The following is a 20,640-nucleotide window of genomic DNA, read 5'->3' as shown; positions in this document are numbered from 1 at the left end:
CGGTCAGGTAATTAATCATACATGAAGCAAAATAACGTATAATTCCGCCACTCTCCGTTGGGCTTCCTCTTCACAGAGGAAATGGGTTATCGCTGCATATTGATGATGCCGCTGTCCGTATCACTGTTGTTCAGCCCCTTGTTGCCTGCCTTGTGCTTGCGTCCGAACTCGAATGTATAACCCACGCGCAGCACGACCATCTGTCCCGTCTCCCTGACGAATGTCTCGGAACGGAAAGGAGCCACTTTGCTGATTCTTTCTTTTCCCACTTTATAATTATTGGTGAAGGGAAACATAATACCGATTCCCGCCTGAAGGTTCTGCCGGGTGTACATTGCCATGAATGCCGTCTGGTTTTCGTTCTTTTTAATGGTTTCGCCGAAGAAATTGTTCTGCACTTTCCGGAACTGCCCGAGCAGCGAGAGGCCTTTATATTGCACTTGCGCCATCACGCTGTAATAGAATTCATCGTACATATGGCTATAGTTCAGGCCTTCCGACCAACTGCGCGTATATCCTCCCGAAGCATAAAGCGTCAGGAAATCTTTCAGTCCGAACAGTGTAGCGCCATTTATGCCGGCCATCAGTTCCGTATTCAGGCTTTGGAACGACCGCTGGTTTTCATCCTTCAGTATCAGTTTGCCGTCCTCCACGAAGATGCTTTCCATGATGGGATTGTCATAATACTGGTGGCGCACGCTCAGATTGGCATTGAACTGCTTCTTCGAATAGCTGTAAGACAAGGAGTTCGTGAACTGTTGATACGTTTTCAGCAACGGGTTGCCGCGGACTATCTGTATCGTATCCATCGCCTGCTCCACATCCGTCAGCGAACCGAGTGACGGTATGGCAGGACTGATGTTGAACCGGTAGCGCAGGAATCCCGCCTTCTTCAGATTATAGCTCAACCGCACGGTGGGCGTGAAGGTATAGTAGGCATGGTCTTCCTCACTCTCCTTGAACCAGGCGCGCGTCATGCCTACGCTGCCCGCATAGCTGAAGTCCTTTACCTTGCCCTGCACCTCGAAGAAAGCGGATGTCTGCGACTGGTCCATCTTCGAAGTGGTAGGGTTGGAACCTTTATACTCATTCTCTGTCCGCATCTGATAGTGGCGGGCACCGCCGCTCAGCTTCACCTCCTTGAAGTTCTTTTCATAGATGGCTTCGCCGATGACGGAGCGCTTGTCGCCGTCCACTAATGTCTGGATGTCTGCCAGCGGTGCGTTCTCGTCCTTGTACTCCTTGTATTTCCGGTTGTTCTTGGTATGGATGAGCGTTCCCGTTACATTCACCTGGATGCTCTGCTGATGGGGCAGGGTATGCTGGAAGTAAAGGTCGAGCGCCGGAGAGTAGCTGGATGTGTGGTTGTTGACGTACGAATAGATGGACTCCGTGCTGCCCACTGCCCACATCTTGTTCAGCTCATTCTGGTAGGGGGCATTGCTGAGGTTGTTACGGAAAATGGCATTGAATACATATTTGTCCGCTTTCGTCAGATTGTACGTCAGATTCAGGTTGTTGATGAAGCTCAGGGAGGGAGACTCGTCTTCGATGCCTTCCTTGATGCGGTCGATGGTACGGTCGCCCAGATAGAAGGTTTCATGGGATTCGAGGCGGCTGTGATACTTGCCGTTCTTGTTGAAGTAGTCGATGCCCCATTCGGAGTTCTTGTAATTGAACTTCGCGCTCAGGAAATTCTCTCCCCATAGGGTGTGGGGCGAATCGGAGAGTTGGAAGTTCACAACACCGCCCGTTTCGCGGCGGCGCAGGATAATGTTGACTACGGCGCCCAGCTCGTCGTCTCCGTACTGCTTGCCGGGGTCTTCGATGAACTCCACACGCAGTACGTCTTTGGCTCTGACGGCCGCTATCTCCTTGTCTGTCACTTTAATGCCGTTGATACGGGTTTGTACGGACCCACCACCGCTGACGCTCATGCTGTTGCTCAGATTGTCCACTTGCAGACGGGCAATGCCGAGATTGTTCAGCAGGTCGTAGGCACCGAACGAGCGTTTCAGCTGGCTTTCGGAAGGCAGGATAATTTGCCGGTCTACCCGCTGCAGCACATTGCTGGCGGATACCGTCACTTCACCGAGGCTTACGGCATCTTCCTGCAACTGTACATCGCCCAGGTCGAGGCTTTTATTCAGTTTCAGCAGTATGTTTTCACTTTGGAGGCCGATGAAGGAGATGGAAAGGCGGTAATCGCCTGCCTTGATTTTATGGAGGGTGAACTTGCCTTGTGCATCCGAGGTTACTCCGGTCACCAAAGTAGAGTCTATGGTCCATAATGACACATTGGCGGCTATAATTGCCTCTTGCGAAGTGTCCGTGACGCGTCCTTTGATGGAGAGGCTCTGTGCCTGCGTACGGAGTACGGAGAGGGCAAGCAATAGTAAAAAAAGTTTGGTTTTCATAATCGTTTGTATTAGTCTGTTACTGTTGGATAGGGATGCAAAAGCCACTCCTTCCGTTAAGGAAAGATGTTGAGGCTTGTATGTCAGTTGTTTATACTTTCCTCGTCTGTCCGATGAAAGTCAGGAATGCATGAAGGAATAAATCTCGTACATCAGTGTCGAAACTTTGACAATCGTAAGTCCGAAGAGGAGTCCGAAGGTAATCCATAATGCAGTCTTTGCGTATCTCTTCATGAACCGTCTTTTTTAAGTTTGTTATATCGTTCTGTTATTTCTTCTATACTGATGCTGAGCAGCTCCATGCTGCGGAACATGTCGGCAAGCTGGTTTTCAAAAAACTCTTTCTTCTGTATTCGCATCACTTTCTTCACCGCATCTTTGGAGAGGTAGAACCCCATTCCCCGTTCCGGGTAGATGATGTCCTCCGTCTGGAGGTATTCATAGGCCTTCAACACGGTGCGCGAGTTCACTGCCAGTTGTGTGGAGAGCTCCCTCACGGATACCACCCGCTCTTCCGCCCGCCATTCGCGGGTGAGAATCTTGCTGAAACAGAAGTCTACAATCTGCTGGTATATCGGCTTGTTGGTCTTGAAGTCCATAGGCTACAGTTGTTTTTCTTTGAGCAGGAAGTAGCTCGATGCCCATGAACCGAGCAGCACACTGATAGGAGCCGCATAATTGCAGAAAGTCACGATGGCTTGTGCACCGGCCGACAGCGGATAGTTGGTGTGGGGCCATGTGGCAATGTTATCCATCCAGTATCCGTCCGCTCTGGCTTCGGGCATGAGGGAGGCCACAAAAGTTACAATTCCTATGCAGACGGCAATGGAGCCTACAAAGATGGTGAAACTTTTCAGCAGGACTTGCCGGCTGAAGGCGAAGTATCCGATGAAGGCGGAAGCATGCAGGATTACATAGGTCAGTATCTGGGTGTTGTGTATCCGGAACATCGTGATGTGCGTTGCAAAATACTGCAGGAACTCGCTGCCGCTTAAGGACAGCAGACCTTTGAGGCAGGCTATCAGCAGACTGCAGAATAGGGGAAGCAGCAGCAGGTATTTTATCCAGATATGCAGGAACTTCTCGAATGCCGATGCCGGCAGCAGTATATCGAGAGTGGAGCTGTGTTTGCTGAAATTTGTTTCCAGCAGGCAGGGGGCCATGAGGATAAACCATAGTACGTAGCGGGAGAATTCGGTGGCAGAGGTATGTTTGCCGTAGTAACTTCCACCGCGGTTTATGTCGTGGAGGATGCACAGGATGCAGATGAACGATACGACGGCTGCCGACCAAAGCAGGTGCCTGCCGGTCTCATTCCTTTTATATTGTTCCAGTAGCAGGAAGCGTTTCAGATTAAAAGTTGCGTTCATAGTTCTGTTTGTATGATGGATTTTCATTGAAACATGCTCTGTATCTTTTCCGGTTGTTGCAACACCGCTTTATACAGCAGTTCGATGTCCGGTGTGTTCTCTTCTCCGTCCTCGTTGGGGAGAATGGAGAAATGGCCCGACAAGTCTTGTTCGCTGTAGATGCTTTCTGCCGGCAGGATGTCCGTACGGGCAAAGAGAAGCCGGTTACTGATTTCGTCCAGCGAACGGTTCAGTAATATTTCGCCTTTGCCAAGGATGACGAGATGGTCCAGCAGATTCTCGAAGTCGTGCGCCTGATGGGTGGAGATGAGCAGCGTGCTTTCATCGTCCATGCTGCGGCTGATGATACGTTTCAAGGCTTGGCGGGAGGTGATGTCCAGCCCGTTTGTCGGTTCGTCGAGCAGGATGTATGGAGTATGCAGGGCAAAGGCGTATGCCAGCATTGCCTTCTTCTGTTGTCCGTAGGAGACGGAAGAGAGTTTTTGTTTCCGGTTGATTTTCAGCTCTTCCAGGTTCAGCTTGAATTCTTCCTGATTGAAATGTGGATAGAATACGGAATGGCGTGCAGCGAAGCTGGCGATGCTTTCGGTAGGCATCTGCAACTCTTCGGGCAGGAAGAAGTAACGGGCCAACCCTTCGGACTGTCTCTCTGCCGTGTTTCTTCCGTCTATGCTGCACTTTCCGTTTTTGGGGAAGAGTAGTCCGCAGATGAGATGCATCAGCGTCGTTTTGCCTACGCCGTTTTCTCCCAGAAGTCCATATATACCGTTTCCTATTTCCAAAGATATGTTGTTGAAAATAAGTGGATTGGACTTGTAACCGTAGCTCGTATTCTCTATCGTTATCATAATTTTATTAGTGTTGCACTGATGTACAACACTGCAAACGTAGGGTAAGTTATGGAGAAAAGCAAGGGAAAGAGATACTTATTAACTTCTTTTAGCGGTTGTGCGCTTGCCGTTTGCTTACAGCATCTTCACCAGTATGTCCCATACAGCCACCATGTGGCAGGCTGAACCGCCCAATACAAAGAAATGGAAAACCGAATGCATGTACCGTGCTTTGCGCAAGGAGTAGAAGGCGGCTCCCGTGATGTAGCATACCCCCTCGGCAATAATCCAGTAGCAGGCTGTGGGGGAGAGGGCGAAAAGCTGCTTGAATACTACCAGTACGGACAGCCCCATCAGGATGTAGCATACTGTTTCCACGTAACTGTGCTCCTCCATCTTGCGGAAGCTGACAACAGTACCGATGATGGCGCATAGCCAGACGAAGCCGAAAAGTCCCCAGCCCCAACCGCCGTCCTCTCTCAATGCAATGAGTATGATGGGGGAATAACTGCCTGCAATGTGCCAATAGATGGCTGCATGGTCCCAATGCCGCAAGCGTCGTTTCCACGGATTATGATGTTTCAGGGAGTGGTAGAGTGTGGAGGCAAGATAGGAGCCTCCCATGCCGAACAGATAGAGCCATACGCCGCATGCTGCCCAAAGATTCTGCGCCTGGTAGCATTTTATCAGGAATAGTGTACTTACAATTACTCCCATGGCAATGCCGATGCCATGGGAGATGGAATTGATGGTTTCTTCTTTTTTACTATAAAATAGTCCGTTACGCTTTCTTTTCATCAGTCGAAGCATCCATAGCATGTGGGCAACAGTTTACGGTCTCCCAACGTGTTGTCTACACGTGCCACGTTCACCCAGAACTTGTTTTCGCGCACGCTTTCTATCGGGTAGGCTGCCTTTTGGCGGGTATAGCTGTGCTCCCACGTGTCGGCTACCACTTCGTATTCGGGATGTGGGGCATTCACCAGCACGTTGTCCGTCTTGTCGACTTCGCCGTTCTTCACCTCTTGAATCTCGTCCCAGATGGTCAGCATCACGTGGACAAAGTTGTCGAGTTCGGCAAGGCTTTCGCTCTCCGTCGGTTCAATCATCAGTGTGCCGTGTACCGGGAAGGAGAGGGTAGGGGCATGATATCCATAATCCATCAGGCGCTTGGCGATGTCGTTTTCGCTGATGCCCGTCTCTTCGTGCACCTTACGGCATTCCAATATCATTTCGTGTCCCACGAAGCCGGTAGCACCGCGATAAACAATGCCGTATGTATCCTTGAGGCAGGCTGCCAGGTAGTTGGCGCTGAGGATGGCTATCTTTGTGGCCCGTGTCAGCCCTTCTGTTCCCATCATGCGGATATAGCCGTAAGTAATGGGGAGGATACCTGCACTGCCGAAAGGAGCTCCGGACACCTGGTTGGCGGCATTGCCGAACAATTTGTGTCCCGGAAGGAACGGAACCAGATGCTCTGCCACGCAGATGGGACCTACGCCCGGTCCGCCGCCACCGTGAGGAGAGGCGAACGTTTTGTGCAGATTCAAATGGCAGACATCCGCACCGATAAAGCCGGGATTCGTCAAGCCTACTTGGGCATTCATATTGGCACCGTCCATATATACCTGCGCACCGCAGGCGTGTATGATGTGGCAGATTTCCACAATTTCCGTTTCAAAGATACCGTGTGTGGAAGGGTAGGTGATCATCAGGGCGGCGAGGTCCGCCTTGTTTTCTTCCGCTTTGGCGCGCAGGTCGGCCATATCCACGTTGCCTTGTGCGTCGCAGGCGCAGGTCACGGTGGTAAAGCCTGCCTGGATGGCGGATGCCGGGTTGGTGCCGTGTGCGGATGCAGGTATCAGTATTTTATTGCGGTGCCCTTGTCCTATACTTTCCAGATAGGCGCGGATGACGCGGAGTCCTGCATATTCGCCTGCCGCACCGGAGTTGGGTTGCAGGCTGACGCCGGCAAAGCCGGTAATTATCTTCAGTTCTTCACTGAGGTTGCTTATCAGTTCGCGGTAACCTTCGGCCTGGTCTTCGGGCACCAGGGGATGCATGTTCATGAATTCCGGACGGCTGAGCGGCAGCATCTCTGCGGCAGCGTTCAGCTTCATGGTGCACGAGCCGAGGGAAATCATGGAGTGTGCCAGTGAGATGTCCTTGCGGTCGAGACGCTTGATGTAGCGCATCATCTCCGTTTCCGTATGGTATTTGTTGAATACTTCATGTGTCAGATAGGTGCTTTGGCGTTTCATCTCCGCGCTGATGCTGCTTGCCATGGGTACGTCGCTTACCTTTTCCCAATCCCTTCCGGCGGCAATGGCAAAGATGGAGAGCAGTACGTTGACGGCAATGATGTCCGTAGTCTCATCGATGCTCATACCTACGTCCCCATTCTTGAAATAACGCAGGTTCACTTCCTTGCTCAAGGCGATGGTACGTATTTGCTGTGCCGAAATGGTGTCGGGCAGTGCAAAGCGGAGCGTGTCGAAATATTGTACATTGACCTGCTTGTATCCCAGTCTGTTGATACTTTCTTCCAGAAATACGGCAATGCTGTGGATGCGTTCTGCAATGGTGCGGATACCTTCCGGACCGTGATATACGGCATAGAAGCCAGCCATCGTGGCAAGCAGTGCTTGTGCGGTACAGATGTTGGAAGTCGCCTTTTCACGCTTGATGTGCTGCTCGCGGGTTTGCAGCGCCATGCGGTAGCACAGCTTGCCGTATTTGTCTTTCGACCAGCCAATGATGCGTCCCGGCATATTGCGCTTGTACTCGTCGCGGGTGGCAAAGTAGGCTGCCGACGGTCCGCCGTAGAACATCGGTATACCGAGCCGTTGTGTGGTTCCGAAGACGATGTCGGCCCCCCATTCTCCCGGAGGGGTGAGCAGGGCAAGGCTCAGAATGTCGGCGGCAACGGCCACTTTGCAGTTGGCTGCATGGGCTTTTTCCACGAAGGCGCGATAATCTTCCACGTTGCCGGCGGCGTTGGGATATTGCAGTACGCAGGCGAAGATGTCCGGTGTGAATTCCATTTCATGGTATTTTCCTATACGCAGCTCGATACCTTGCGGAATGGCACGGGTAGTCATTACTGCCAGCGTCTGCGGGAAGACGGCTTCGTCAACAAATACCACGTTGGCACCCGATTTCTGCATGTCGCGCGGACGCAGGGCATACATCATCGTCACGGCTTCGGCTGCGGCAGTCGCTTCGTCCAGCAGGGAGCAGTTGGCAAGGGGCATGCCGGTGAGGTCGCATACGGCAGTCTGGAAGTTCATCAAGGCTTCCAGGCGTCCTTGTGAGACTTCGGTCTGATAGGGGGTATAGGAAGTGTACCAAACGGGGTTCTCGAATACATTCCGTTGGATAACGGCAGGAGTGATGGTGTTGTACCATCCCATACCGATATAGGTTGTGTAAAGTTTGTTTTTGGCAGCCAGCCCTGCAATATGTTGTCCGAATTCATACTCTGTCATTGTCTTGGGCAGAGCCAGCGGTTCTTTCAAGCGGATGTTGGCAGGAATGGTTTTATCAATCAGCTCGTCCAGGCTTTTCACTCCTATTTTTTGGAGCATCTTCTCCTCGTCTTTTTCGCTGATGCCGATGTGGCGGTAGGCCAATAGGTCGTTTTTCATGGCTGTAATGATTTAAAAGTTTGCTGTATATTTACCGAAAGAACGGATTCTCCGCTTTCTCTATTCCTATGGTAGTCGGCGCTCCGTGTCCGGGATAGACAATCGTGTCGTTGGGCAGGATGAACAGACGGCTGCAAATATGTTCTATCAGTTCGTCGAAGTTGCCACCGGTGAGGTCGGCACGGCCGATGCTGCCTTGAAACAACACATCCCCCGAGAACATGCAGTGGTCTGCCGCGCAATAATACACCAGACTGCCCGGCGAGTGTCCCGGTACATGGATGGCTTCCAGTTTCGTATTGCCGAAGGTGATGATGTCTCCGTCGTGCAGATAAGTGCCCAGGGGCACGGGGGCTTCCTGCAGCTGGAAGCCGAACATGCGGCTTTGTTTCGGCGCTTCGTCAATCCAGAACTCATCGGCCTGGTTGGCTTCGGCCTTCAGACCGAACTCTTTCAGCATGAAAGGATTGCCGAAGATATGGTCCAGATGCAGATGGGTATTCAGCAGATGTTTCACATTCAGCCCATTCTTGGTAATGAAGTTTTTCAAGGCCTGCTTTTCTTCCTCATAAAAGCAGCCCGGGTCAATGACGACCGCTTCATTGGTTTCGTCCCAAAGCACATAACAGTTCTCCGGGAACATATTAAATTCGAATCTCTTTATTTTCATATTATGTATTTAGATTTCTAAACCTCAACTATCTCTCAACACCCTACGTACACTACTTTTTTTGTCTCGAAGAACTCCTCTTCAAAGAACTCCTTCAGGTCCCACAACGTGGTCTTGTTCTTGACGGGCATGGTTTCGTTTCCCAATTCGCCCCCCTTGAGGCAAATCAGTCCGTTGGGCAATGCATTCTGCTGTTTGGAGGAGATGTTCTTGCGGATAATCTTCAGTAGGTCTGTCAGTGGCATCACGGCACGGCTCACCACAAAGTCGAACTTCCCTTTTTCCTCTTCTGCGCGGGCATGGCGGAAGGTGACGTTTTTCAGCCCGATGCTGTTGGCTATTTCGGAGGCTACGCGTACTTTCTTTCCGATGCTGTCCACCAGATGGAATTGTACTTCGGGGAAAAGGATGGCCAGCGGGATTCCCGGAAAGCCTCCTCCCGTGCCGAGGTCCATAATCTGTGTCCCCGGTCTGAACCTGATTACCTTGGCTATGCCCAGAGAATGCAGCACATGGTGTTCGTACAAGTTCTCTATATCTTTGCGTGAAATGACATTAATCTTAGAGTTCCAGTCCATGTAGAGGTCGTAGAGGGCGGCAAACTGCCGTTTCTGTTCTTCCGTCAGGTCCGGGAAATATTTGAGTATTAAATCCATTGTGAATTTTATGTTGATAGACAATTGATTACGGTTCCTATTGGTCGCCTGCTTTTATCGTATTGCTCAAGGTGACGAATTCGCTGTTCATCAGATGGGTTATGTCCTCATAAGACAACGTGATTTTGGTTGCTCCCATTACGTATGGGGCAATTTCATATACATTATAATAGAAGGTGATTCCCGTTGGGTCCAGATAGAAATTCTCGATAGGCTCCAGGTCACCGGTGGTGGCGTAGCCCATGTCCTCCAGCTCTTGGCGGGTGCTGACGTTGTTGTCTGCCATCAGCTGTTTCCAAAGCAAGTCGGTCAGCGCTTCCTTATAGTCGCCTTCAAAGAGGTCGCCTAGGTGGATGGGGCTTAGGGTCTTTAGGTCGAGGTTGAGGAAGGTGGACATATAGATGCCGTGTGCGCCGCCGGTATATTCGTTGTAATCTATACGGTAGGTCAGTATTAAGGTATTGCACAACTGCACATGGCTTTCGATTCCTTTATAATAGGAATACCAGGCTCCTATGCTCTGCTCGTCCTGTTTGTCCTCCTCGTCTTTCTTGTACATCGGCTCCAGGTCATTGCGGTAGTCGCCGACATATTTCTCCGTATATTTCTTGACAGCTTCTTCGGGTGTCATCGCCATGTACTTGTCGCCGAAGCAGGCAGATAGGAAGAAGGTGTTCAGACTGTCTTTCAGCCTTACGTCGGATGACTGGCTGGCATAGGCAACGTTGAGGATGAGGTTGCAGGCCGGCTTGGCTGTGTCTCCGAAGAGATGTACGGTTTCGTTTACTTGTATACTGTCGAACTCCAACGCGTATGCGTTTTTGTTCACGGTGTTACCGCAGGAAAAGAAAAGGCCGCTTGCCGCAAGCAGAAGGACAAGTAGGCTGACAGTTTGCTTTTTCATATTGAGTTTCGTTTATAAATCAACATATCAATCAAAAAACTTTATCGACAAATATAGAACTTATTAACGAACTGCAGGCATAAAAAAGGAAAAATTAATTCCGGCAAACGGTTAAAACTTTCTATCTTTGCAGCGCTTATGAAGGAACTCCGTTACATACTGGCTGTACTCTTTTCCTCTCTTATCATTATAAGCGGAGTGGGGATTTCTGTAGTTCAGTATTGCTGTGCCGGATGCGAGACGACACAAAGTTGTTGCACCTCCGGCTGTTCCAAATGCCATCATGCACATCGTGGTTCACAAAAAACGTGCAAGGATACCGGTTGTACAGCCGTCTACTACAAGGTGGATTTCGTGAAACATGCACACGAGTCTGCTTCGTTCGTGCCATCCCTTACACTGTTTTGTGAGCAACTGCCGCTGTTTGATTACTCCTTGCCGCAAGTGGCCTGCACTCCGGAAGTGCATTTCGGGGCACCGCCATATGTCGTCGGCTCGCGTCATTATCTGGCGCTCTATTCCACGTTTCTCATTTAGTGTTGTTTTATACGGGGCAATGACATGAATTGTCCGGAGGGAACTGTTTGTTTTTTAATCACTTCTTTAAGTATAAAACAGAAATGAAATATAGTTTGATAGTCATCCTTCTGTTCTCTTTCATCGCCTTGCAGGCGCAGGTAAAGGGAACGGTAAAGGATAATTTGGGCGACCCGATTGCGGGTGCCAACCTCTTCTGGCAGGGAACCACTCAAGGAACCACCACTTCGGCAGACGGTACCTTCTCCTTGTCCAAACCCAATGACAAGCATATGCTTGTAGTCAGCTTTATCGGTTTTGAGAATGATACGATACACGTCAGTAACCGCAATGAGACGCTCGACATTGTCTTGCGCGAAGGGGTGGAACTGAGCGAGGTGAATGTGGTCAGCCGTAAGTTGGGCACCATGAAGTTGCGCAACAGTGTGATGAACGAAGATATGATAAGCAGCGCCGAGCTGAACCGTGCCGCCTGCTGTAACCTGGGAGAAAGTTTTGTGACCAATCCTTCGGTGGACGTCACTTACTCTGACGCCGCCACCGGTGCCAAGCAAATCAAGCTTCTGGGCTTGTCCGGTACGTATGTGCAGATGATGACGGAGAATGTCCCCAACTACCGCGGCTCTGCCGCCCCCTACGGCTTGGGCTATGTCCCTGGGCCGTGGATGCAGAGCATTCAGGTAAGCAAAGGAAGTTCGTCCGTGAAGAACGGGTATGAGGCCATCACGGGACAAATCAATGTGGAATTCAAGAAACCCCAGTTGCCCGAAGCGGACTGGTTTTCGGCCAACCTTTTTGCCAGCAGCACCAACCGTTATGAAGCCAATGCCGATGCCACGGTGAAACTCTCCAAACGCTGGAGCACCTCTTTGCTGGCACATTACGAGAATGAGACCAAAGCTCACGACAGCAACGACGACGGCTTTGCCGACATCCCCCGCGTGGAGCAGTACAACCTCTGGAACCGCTGGGCATACATGGGCGACCGCTACGTTTTCCAAGCAGGCATCAAAGTGCTTACGGAAGACCGCAACAGCGGACAAGTCGGTCATGGCAAAATGCCTCTGACAGACCCTTATAAGATAAGTATAGGCACCGACCGCTACGAAGCTTTCACCAAGAACGCCTATATATTCAACAAGGAGAAGAACACTAACCTGGCATTGATCCTCTCCGGCTCCCTGCATAAGCAGGATGCCTTGTACGGACGGAAAATCTACGACGTAGACCAGCACAATGCTTATGCCTCCTTGTTGTTCGAGACGGAACTGACCAAGCGTCAAAGCCTTTCTGCCGGACTGAGCTTCAACTATGACTCCTATGACCAGCGCTACCGCCTGGACAATGACGCCGCACAGCCTTTGACGAAGAAATTCACCAAAGAAGCCGTCCCCGGCGCCTACGTGCAGTACACCTACAACTGGGACGATAAACTGGTGCTGATGGGTGGCATCCGCGGCGACCATAGCAACGAGTACGGCTATTTCGTCACCCCGCGTTTCCATGTGAAGTACAATCCCAACGAGTATGTACATTTCCGTCTTTCGGCAGGAAAAGGATACCGCACGAACCATGTGCTGGCCGAGAATAACTACCTGCTGGCAAGTAGCCGTCGGATAGACATCGCCAAACGTCTTGACCAGGATGAGGCCTGGAACTATGGCGCAAGCACTTCCGCCTATATTCCCTTGTTCGGCAAAACCTTGAACCTGAATGCGGAATACTATTACACGGATTTCAGCAAGCAGGTGGTGGTAGACATGGATACGGACCCGCATGCCGTTCTGTTTTACAACCTTCACGGCCGTTCCTATTCGCAGGTAGTGCAGGTGGAGGCAAGCTATCCGTTCTTCCCGGGTTTCACCTTTACCGCGGCTTACCGTTGGACGGATGCCAAGACGAATTACAACGGAGAGCTGATGGAGAAACCCCTTACCAGCAAATATAAAGGTTTGCTGACGGCTTCTTATCAGACACCTTTGGGATTGTGGCAGTTTGATGTAACTTTGCAACTGAACGGTGGCGGGCGCATGCCGGCTCCATACGAACTGACAGACGGCAATTGGTCGTGGGAAAGGCGCTATGGCGGCTTCGAGCAGTTGAGCGCACAGGTGACGCGCTATTTCCGTCGCTGGTCTATATACATCGGTGGCGAGAATCTGGCAAACTTCAAACAGAAGAATCCTATCATCGATGCCTCCGATCCCTGGGGAAGCAACTTTGATGCTACGATGGTGTGGGGACCGATGCATGGAGCAAAAGCCTATGTAGGTGTCCGTTTTAACTTGCCGAGAATATAATATTATTTATTAAATCAATAGCGAAACAATGAAAACAAGAAGATTTTTAATGACTTTGGCAGTTGTACTCTTCTGGGCATCTGCCGCAATGGCAAAAGACATCCGTACAGCCGTGTTCAAGGTGGCACAGATGAAGTGTGAGAACTGTGTAAGGAAGATAAACAATAACATCCGTTTTGAGAAGGGACTGAAGGACTTCCACACAGACTTGAAGACAAAGACGGTAACCATCACGTATGATGCCGACAAGACCAATGTGGAAAAGTTGAAAAAAGGTTTCCAAAAGTTCCATTATGAAGCGGAGTTTGTCAAGGAAACCAAGCAGGACGATAAGAAGTAATTGAACAAACTGCTCATTCCGGTTGTTGCTTTATTAAAGCGGAACAACAATCATCTAAAAAATAAATCGAATGAGCAATATAATTACTAAGGCGCATCCCGTGCTGGATATGCACAGCACGGAATTGCGTGTCGTCGGCGCATGGCTTTTTGCCATCGTGCTGATACTGTTTTCTACAGTCTTTGTGCATATATCCTATACCCGTGAAATACAGATGGTACTGGCAATTCCGGTACTGCTATTTTTCGGCTTTCCTTTTTATGCCGGTGCCTGGAAGGGAACCCGGTCGGGTCGCAACAATATAGACCGTCTGGTGGCACTTACCACCTCTGTGGCTTTTCTGTTCAGTGTGTTCAATACTTTCTTTCCGGATTATTGGCTGGGCATCGGGCTGGAACCGCATGTCTATTATGGGGTTGCCGCCGTCATCATCGCCTTTTCCCTGACTGGCGAGTTTATGGAGGAACGTGCCCGGAGAACTGTGTCGGTGGCTATCCGCCGGTTGGGAGGCTGGCAGCATAACGCAGCCCGCGTACTGCCGGAGAAGCAACGCATTGACGACCGCGTCGCCGGTTTTTTTGTCCCGGTCATTCTCATCGTTTCCCTGCTGACCTTTTTTATATGGGTGTTCTTCGGAGGCATAGGTGTAGTGTCACACGGTCTGTTTGCCGCTTTGTCCGTGTTGGTGGTGGCTTGTCCGTGTGTGATAGGGCTGGCCACTCCCGTAGCTTTGGCGGCTGGCCTCAATAAAGCCGCCCGCAATCATATCCTGATCAGGGATACTTCCGCTTTAGAGCAGATGCGCAATGTGGATGTGGTGGTATTCGATAAGACCGGGACCCTGACAGAAGGGCATCCTACGGTAATAGGCTGGCTGTGGGCGCAAGGGCAGGAGGATCATTATAAAGATGTACTGCTTGCTGCCGAGTCTACTTCGGACCATCCTCTGGCGGAAGCTATCGTTACGGCCCTGGAAGGGGAAGAGCAGGTTATCCCTGCCCATCTGGACGGTTTCGAAAGCATTGCCGGAAAAGGTGTCAGAGTGGCCTATCAAGGTGCGGAATATTGGGTAGGAAGCCATAAACTGCTGAAAGATTATCAGGCCAATTTGTCGGATATCCTGGCCGATATGCTGACGCAATATGAATCGGACGGAAACAGTATTGTCTACTTTGGGCGTGAGAACGATTTACTTGCCGTTATTGCCATCAAGGACCAGTTGCGGGTGACTTCTATGGAAGCTATCCGGGAACTGCGTACCCAGGACATCGAGATATGCATGCTTACGGGAGATGGTGAGCGTACGGCTTCTTCCGTGGCCGGCAGTTTGGGTATCATGCGTTTTGTGGCCGATGCTATGCCCGATGACAAAGAGGATTTCATCCATAAGCTGCAGCTTCAGGGTAAAACGGTCGCCATGGTAGGTGATGGCGTGAACGATGCGCAAGCCTTGAGCTGTGCTGATGTAAGCATTGCCATGGGAAAGGGGACCGATACGTTGATGGACACCGCCATGATTACTCTCAGGACTTCAGACCTGCTGCTGTTGCCCAAAGTTTTCCGGTTGTCTCGCCAGACTGTGAGCCTCATGTACCGGAATCTGTTCTGGGCTTTCATCTATAATACAGTGGGTATCTTTGTCGCGGCCGGAGTACTCTATCCCGTCTATGACATCCTGCTGAGTCCTGCGCTGGCAGGTGCTGCCATGGCTCTTTCCTGTGTATCCGTGGCTTTGAGCAGCCTTCGTCTGAGTTCCAGGTTCTGACGGCTGTATTCTCAGCTGTTCCTATACTCCAGCGGACTCATGCCCATGTGCCTCTTGAAGTATTTTCCAAAGAAGGAAGCACTGGGGAAGTTCAGGGAATAGGCAATCTCCTGAATGGTCATGTTGGTTGATTTCAGCTTGGCTTTCACGTCTACGATGACGACGTGGGCGATGATGTCCAATACATTTCTGCCGGTCACCTGCCTCACGGTGGTGCTGAGGTGTTGCAGGGAGATGCCCAGTTTGTCGGCATAGAATTGCGCGCGGCGTTCGCGGGTATAGTTTTCGATGACGAGCTGCACCAGTTCGCGGCATATTTCCTCTTTCCGGCTCTTGTTCCCTTTTTGCATCTGCGGACGGTGGCAATACATTCTGTCTATGCCGCTGAGGAGCAAGTTCAATGTGCTTTGAGCCATTTTTGTATCGGGAGGATAGGGACCGGTCGTGATGCGTGCCCATAAGGCAAAATAGTCCTTGAAATAGGAGGCGACGGTAGGGTTGACAGCCAGTACCGGATACTCCAGTATGTTGGAGAAGGAGCTCAATGTAGACTGGATGAGGTTGACTCCATTGAGGCAATGGGAAGAAAACCCCACGAATCCCAGGCACACTTTTTCCTTTTGTTCGTAAAACTGTATGATGGTTCCGGGAAGCAGGGTGATAAAATCCCCTTGCTTGATTTCCGTATCCATCAAGTTGATGGATACCGTGATGGAACCTTCTATGCATAGTGCAAAGATGCATGCTTTCAGGCGGCACGACTGTTTGTATATGTTTAGAATGTCTTCCGTTACTTCAGTCCATGCAATCATGTCTACTGGCAGGTCGACTTGAGGAAATTCCATACGCTTTGTCGTTTAGAGTTCGCACAAAGGTAATTCTTTTCCGGGAAAAAGTAACGGAAGACATTCTGTTTTTAAAATGAAATGTTCTTTTTTTAAAATGTAACGTCCATCTTTACGACGAAAGTACGTGGCGCGCCCACTGCCATGGGACGATAGCTGTACTCCTTGTTCAGCAGGTTGTTTATCATGAACTGGAAAGCTACTTCCTTGGTGGCTTTCACCCCGAAGCGCATGTCCACTGTGGCATAGTCCGTATTATGCTTTTTCCAATAGGATGCCAGGGTTTCCCCGTTGGACGAGCCGAAGAGGATGCCGCGCACGTAGTCCAGCAGGTCAGGTTCACTTTTGCTGCGTTCGTCCAGCATAATATAGTCCACGGCAAGTATCTTGCTTTTCCAGTTTACGTTGGCACCTATGTTGATGCGTTTCCACTGAAAGTCCAGCGTGGCCTTGAAACTGTGTTTCGGACGATATTTCAAGTACTTGCCGTCATTGCTTTTCTCCTTCATCTGAAGCGGGTCGGTATAGGTGTTCTCCAGGGCATTGCGTTTCTTGTAGTCGGCATCCCTCGGTTCGGTATATACATATCCCAGGTTATAGAGCAGCTTGGCGTTTTTGTTGAAGGTGTACATGCCGTTGGTGCTGATTTCCATTCCATAAATCTGTGCTTTGGACACGTTGTGGAACTGTGCCCCGATGCCGAAACCCTTGCCGTTCTTCAGCATTTGTATGGCGTCTGTAACGCTGTTTATCATGCTCAGGTCCGCATTGTTGAATAGGCCGAACTGGAATTCCACCATATCCTTGTATTGGGTATAGAAAGCGGCGACATCTGCAAATCCTTGTAAATTGCCTGCCTTGTACCCTTGCTTGAATCCCAGCTCGGCATTGAATCCTTTTTCCGGCTGTACGTTGTAGTTGGGATATACACCTACACCTCCGATGTCTTTGCGAAGGTATTTCTCGGTGATGGAGGGATTACGGTAACCCTGGCCGAAGCTGGCACGCAGGAAGCTGTAATCGGCTAGCTGGTAGTTCAGCCCGGCACGGAACACGGGGCGGAAAGGAATCTTGCTCCCGAAAACCTTTGTGTCGGCTTCCCGGTAGTGCTTGTCTATCCGGTAGTATTCGGCACGTACACCGGCCGATACGCTGAGGCGGTCCCAGAAGCGCTGGTCGTATTGCATATAGGCGGCAACATTGTCACTTTGATGTACTTCTTCCGTTTCGCCGGAGAAGGTGCGGATATGTTCGTAAGTCAGACCCGTGGTGATTTGTGCGCCGCCGTCCCATTTCTTGTTGAACTGATAGTCCAGATAATAGTCGTAATTCTTGTCCGTCCGTGTTGGTGATTGATTGCGCTTCGGATTGAGTACACCGGATAGCCAGGGAACCAGGTCGCTGGGTAGTTTCCCTTCAAGCAGTCCTCCCATGTCAGACGGCAGGCCGTTGCTCATTACCCAAGAGATGAGGTCGCAATAGTCGGCAGTGGTGGCATTGGGGAATATGTTGTCCAGAGAGCCGAAGACACCGTCCATCAAATCACTCAGCTTGTCGCTTCCCAGCCATTTGATAACTCCGGTCATCAGTGGCTGGAGGGCTGTGTAGTCTCCATTGGCAATGTTCTGGATGACTTGTGCGTCGGTGCCCATGTTGCCCAGAATATCCGTAATGGAGGCGGATTGTGTAGGGCGTACCACATTGTCCGCACTGTAGTAGAAACGGCCCTTTACTTTGTGTGAAGTACCTCTTTCAGGATTGGTGAAGTTGAAGAAAGGGTCAATGCGGAAGTTGTTGGACTCACGTCCCATATTAGTAAAGGGAGAGGGGCGGTAGGCCTCGCCGGGCGAGCGCCAGATGAAGAAATCCCCGTACTTGTTGGAAAGGAAATCCACGTTGAAACCGTAGTTCATCAGTTTCATACCCATATCCGGCTGATAGTAGGTGAGGTTTCCGTTGATGTGGAAACGTTTGTTGTAACCTTGTTGGCGGTAGCCCTCGTCGGTAAAGAGATTCAGTCCGCCGCTGACGTCAAAGTTACCGATGCGGCGGGAGTGGGTGAGGTCGAAACCTTCGTAGAGCGGATTGCGTACACCGCTGAAAAGGCTGTTGCGCAACAAGGGCTTTACCGGATATTTGTCCTCTTTCCAGAAAGATTTGTCACTCCATTGGTAATCGCTGTTGTCGGGGTCGTCATAGATTCCTACATAGGCACTGAAACGGGTCTGAGGGGTCAGTCCCGGCCGTGCGGTGCGTATGTTGATGATGCCGTTCAGGACCGACGAACCATAGAGCACGCTGGAGGCTCCTTTGATGACCTCTACCTGCTGCACATTTTCCAGAGGTACGCTGTTCCAGTTGATGACTCCGTTTTGGGGGCTGAGCACGCTCATCCCGTCTACCAGTACCAGGCTGCGGGCACCTACGCTGTAAGTCCAGCCGCCACCGCCTCGAATGCTGGGTTGCTTGTCGATGATATCCACCCCCGGAATGGTCTGCAGTGTCGAGGTGATGTCTGTGGGAGCCTGGCGGGCAATGTCACTGGCCTTTATCAAATCCATGGAGACCGTCACATCGCTCAGCTTCTGTTCAAACCGTCCGGCCGAGACCACGACATCTTCCAGCAGGTTGGTGCTTTCCTTCATGTACACGTCTTTCTGCATAATGTCTCCTTTGCTGATGACGATGGGCATTGGCACATCCTCATATCCCACGTAGCTGAATACCAAATCTACACCTCCCGCCGGCAGGTGTACTTCGTATGCACCGTTTATGTCGGTCACTACGCCTTGCGTGTCTTTCAGCTTGTAGGTGACCGATGCCCCTGCAAGCGGTTCATTGGTCGTTGCATCATATACGTGCCCCTTCAATATCTGTGCAGATATGGAAAAGCTGAACAGTAACGCTGCGAATAGCGTTATTAGAATTCTTTTTTTCATAAGTCTGTCTTTTTGTGAATAGTTATATCAGAATGTTTGCAAAGTACGTGAGATATTATCAGATTATCAAGGTGTATTTTTATGAATAGATGCTACATATTTAAGATAAATTCGGGGAGTGAATTCAAAAAAGTGCTATATTTGCTTGCATGAAACTGGAAATATCAGATTGGAACATGATTCCTTATGCCGGAGCATGGAGCCGGCAGACGGAATGGTTTGACGCACTTGTACATGCCAAGCAGACAGGAGAGTGCTATGTCAATCATATTGTGCTCTGCGAGCATCCCCATGTCTATACATTGGGGCGTAGCGGAAAAGAAAGGAATATGCTGCTGGGAGAAGAACAACTGCGCAGGATAGGGGCTACGCTCTATCATATTGACCGTGGCGGAGACATTACGTATCATGGTCCGGGACAGTTGGTCTGCTATCCTATTCTGAACCTTGACGACTTTTCTTTGGGGTTGAAGGAATATGTGCATCTGCTGGAAGAGGCGGTAATCCGTGTTTGTGCTTCGTTTGGCATCGCGGCCGGACGTCTGGAGAAGGCAACGGGCGTATGGCTGGAGGGCGATACTCCCCGTGCCCGTAAGATTTGTGCCATCGGCGTGCGCAGCAGCCATTTTGTCACCATGCATGGATTGGCACTGAATGTGAATACCGATTTACGTTATTTCAGCTATATCAATCCCTGCGGATTCATAGACAAGGGTGTCACTTCTTTGCAGAAAGAGCTGGGACACGAGGTGCCGATGGAGGAGGTGAAGGAGCGTCTTTGCAAGGAGCTGGTAAATCTTTTGTCATGAACTATCTGGCACATATATTCCTTTCCGGTTCGAACAGAAAAGTACAGTTGGGCAATTTTGTAGGCGATGCCGTAAAGGGAAGCTCCTATAAGAATTATCCGCCGGATATAGCCAAGGGTATTCAGCTTCACCGCGCTATTGACGACTATACCGACCGTCATCCGGCTGTCTGCGAGGTGGTGCATAGGCTTCAACCAGAATTCGGACGGTATTCGGGGGCATTGCTGGATATTTATTTCGATTATTTGCTGGCTTCCCGTTTCGAGTCGTTCTCCGGGGTTTCCTTGAGGAGGTATACCCGGACTTTCTATCTTTCCCTCCTCATCAATTACCGCTATCTTCCGGTACGGTTCAAACGTTTCATCTGGCATTTTATCCTGACCGACCGTTTGCGGAAATACGCCACTCTGAACGGAATAAGAGAGTCTTTGAACATCATGGTGGAATATCATCATATTGATATATCCGTAGACAAGGCTATTCGTTACCTTGAAGAGCACGATGAGGAACTGTTTGCTGTGTTCCAGCCATTTTTTATTGAATTGCAGAGGTTTTGTGCTGAATACCGGCATGATTATAAGGTATAGTTTTAAGGACGAAGAAGAAATTCA

Annotated in this window: 17 protein-coding genes; 6 read left to right on the top strand and 11 right to left on the bottom strand. The window is 50.4% G+C overall.

The window, feature by feature from the left end:
* Positions 1-86: 86 nt before the first annotated feature.
* The 9 genes from DW896_RS02405 to DW896_RS02365 all read right to left on the bottom strand — a co-directional run bounded on the left by DW896_RS02405 (position 87) and on the right by DW896_RS02365 (position 10,494).
* Positions 87-2,417: a TonB-dependent receptor gene (locus DW896_RS02405; RefSeq protein ID WP_118274098.1), complete on the bottom strand. Its 2,331-nt coding sequence runs from the start codon at positions 2,415-2,417 to the stop codon at positions 87-89.
* Positions 2,418-2,647: 230 nt separating this feature from the next.
* On the bottom strand, positions 2,648-3,016 hold the full coding sequence (locus DW896_RS02400) for a GntR family transcriptional regulator (RefSeq protein WP_055288358.1): 369 nt from the start codon (positions 3,014-3,016) through the stop codon (positions 2,648-2,650).
* 3 nt (positions 3,017-3,019) lie between these two features.
* Positions 3,020-3,814, bottom strand: coding sequence for a hypothetical protein (locus DW896_RS02395; RefSeq protein ID WP_119992830.1), 795 nt, complete (start codon positions 3,812-3,814; stop codon positions 3,020-3,022).
* Positions 3,811-4,635: an ABC transporter ATP-binding protein gene (locus DW896_RS02390; protein ID WP_009036898.1), complete on the bottom strand. Its 825-nt coding sequence runs from the start codon at positions 4,633-4,635 to the stop codon at positions 3,811-3,813. Before DW896_RS02390 ends, DW896_RS02395 begins: the two co-directional genes overlap by 4 nt.
* 117 nt (positions 4,636-4,752) lie before the next feature.
* Complete coding sequence (locus DW896_RS02385; protein WP_225982616.1) at positions 4,753-5,415, bottom strand: hemolysin III family protein; 663 nt, start codon at positions 5,413-5,415, stop codon at positions 4,753-4,755.
* Complete coding sequence (gene gcvP, locus DW896_RS02380) at positions 5,415-8,264, bottom strand: aminomethyl-transferring glycine dehydrogenase (protein WP_119992828.1); 2,850 nt, start codon at positions 8,262-8,264, stop codon at positions 5,415-5,417. The genes DW896_RS02385 and gcvP overlap by 1 nt, the downstream gene beginning before the upstream one ends.
* Positions 8,265-8,295: 31 nt before the next feature.
* Complete coding sequence (locus tag DW896_RS02375) at positions 8,296-8,934, bottom strand: MBL fold metallo-hydrolase (RefSeq protein WP_117600573.1); 639 nt, start codon at positions 8,932-8,934, stop codon at positions 8,296-8,298.
* A 35-nt stretch (positions 8,935-8,969) separates the two neighbouring features.
* Positions 8,970-9,590: a 16S rRNA (guanine(527)-N(7))-methyltransferase RsmG gene (gene rsmG / locus DW896_RS02370; protein WP_119992826.1), complete on the bottom strand. Its 621-nt coding sequence runs from the start codon at positions 9,588-9,590 to the stop codon at positions 8,970-8,972.
* Between the two features lie 37 nt (positions 9,591-9,627).
* Positions 9,628-10,494, bottom strand: a complete 867-nt coding sequence (locus DW896_RS02365) for a DUF3298 and DUF4163 domain-containing protein (protein WP_119992825.1) — start codon at positions 10,492-10,494, stop codon at positions 9,628-9,630.
* Between the two features lie 138 nt (positions 10,495-10,632).
* On the opposite strand from DW896_RS02365, the gene DW896_RS02360 reads away from it, so the two are divergent.
* The 4 genes from DW896_RS02360 to DW896_RS02345 all read left to right on the top strand — a co-directional run bounded on the left by DW896_RS02360 (position 10,633) and on the right by DW896_RS02345 (position 15,436).
* The gene (locus DW896_RS02360) at positions 10,633-11,031 is read left to right on the top strand and encodes a hypothetical protein (RefSeq protein WP_117951907.1); all 399 of its coding nucleotides are present in this window, start codon (positions 10,633-10,635) and stop codon (positions 11,029-11,031) included.
* 83 nt (positions 11,032-11,114) lie between these two features.
* Complete coding sequence (locus DW896_RS02355; protein ID WP_119992823.1) at positions 11,115-13,331, top strand: TonB-dependent receptor domain-containing protein; 2,217 nt, start codon at positions 11,115-11,117, stop codon at positions 13,329-13,331.
* A 28-nt stretch (positions 13,332-13,359) separates the two neighbouring features.
* On the top strand, positions 13,360-13,671 hold the full coding sequence (locus DW896_RS02350) for a heavy-metal-associated domain-containing protein (protein ID WP_119992822.1): 312 nt from the start codon (positions 13,360-13,362) through the stop codon (positions 13,669-13,671).
* A gap of 70 nt (positions 13,672-13,741) precedes the next feature.
* Positions 13,742-15,436, top strand: a complete 1,695-nt coding sequence (locus tag DW896_RS02345; protein ID WP_119992820.1) for a heavy metal translocating P-type ATPase — start codon at positions 13,742-13,744, stop codon at positions 15,434-15,436.
* A gap of 11 nt (positions 15,437-15,447) precedes the next feature.
* On the opposite strand, the gene DW896_RS02340 is transcribed toward DW896_RS02345, so the two are convergent.
* Both DW896_RS02340 and DW896_RS02335 read right to left on the bottom strand, forming a co-directional pair.
* A complete protein-coding gene (locus tag DW896_RS02340; RefSeq protein ID WP_005836344.1) occupies positions 15,448-16,281 on the bottom strand; it encodes a helix-turn-helix domain-containing protein in 834 nt (277 codons plus the stop codon).
* 92 nt (positions 16,282-16,373) lie between these two features.
* Positions 16,374-19,220, bottom strand: coding sequence for a TonB-dependent receptor (locus DW896_RS02335; protein WP_119992813.1), 2,847 nt, complete (start codon positions 19,218-19,220; stop codon positions 16,374-16,376).
* 137 nt (positions 19,221-19,357) lie between these two features.
* On the opposite strand from DW896_RS02335, the gene lipB reads away from it, so the two are divergent.
* Both lipB and DW896_RS02325 read left to right on the top strand, forming a co-directional pair.
* Complete coding sequence (gene lipB, locus DW896_RS02330; protein ID WP_227204327.1) at positions 19,358-20,029, top strand: lipoyl(octanoyl) transferase LipB; 672 nt, start codon at positions 19,358-19,360, stop codon at positions 20,027-20,029.
* Positions 20,026-20,616 (top strand): ACP phosphodiesterase, encoded by a 591-nt coding sequence (locus DW896_RS02325; RefSeq protein ID WP_119992810.1) that lies wholly within the window; start codon positions 20,026-20,028, stop codon positions 20,614-20,616. Before lipB ends, DW896_RS02325 begins: the two co-directional genes overlap by 4 nt.
* The last annotated feature ends 24 nt before the right edge of the window (positions 20,617-20,640 follow it).

Source organism: Bacteroides sp. AM41-16, from assembly GCF_003603495.1.
GTDB classification, from domain to species: Bacteria; Bacteroidota; Bacteroidia; order Bacteroidales; family Bacteroidaceae; genus Bacteroides; species Bacteroides uniformis.
Note: the sequence above shows the minus strand (reverse complement) of the source record. Positions and strands in the feature narration are given on the sequence as shown.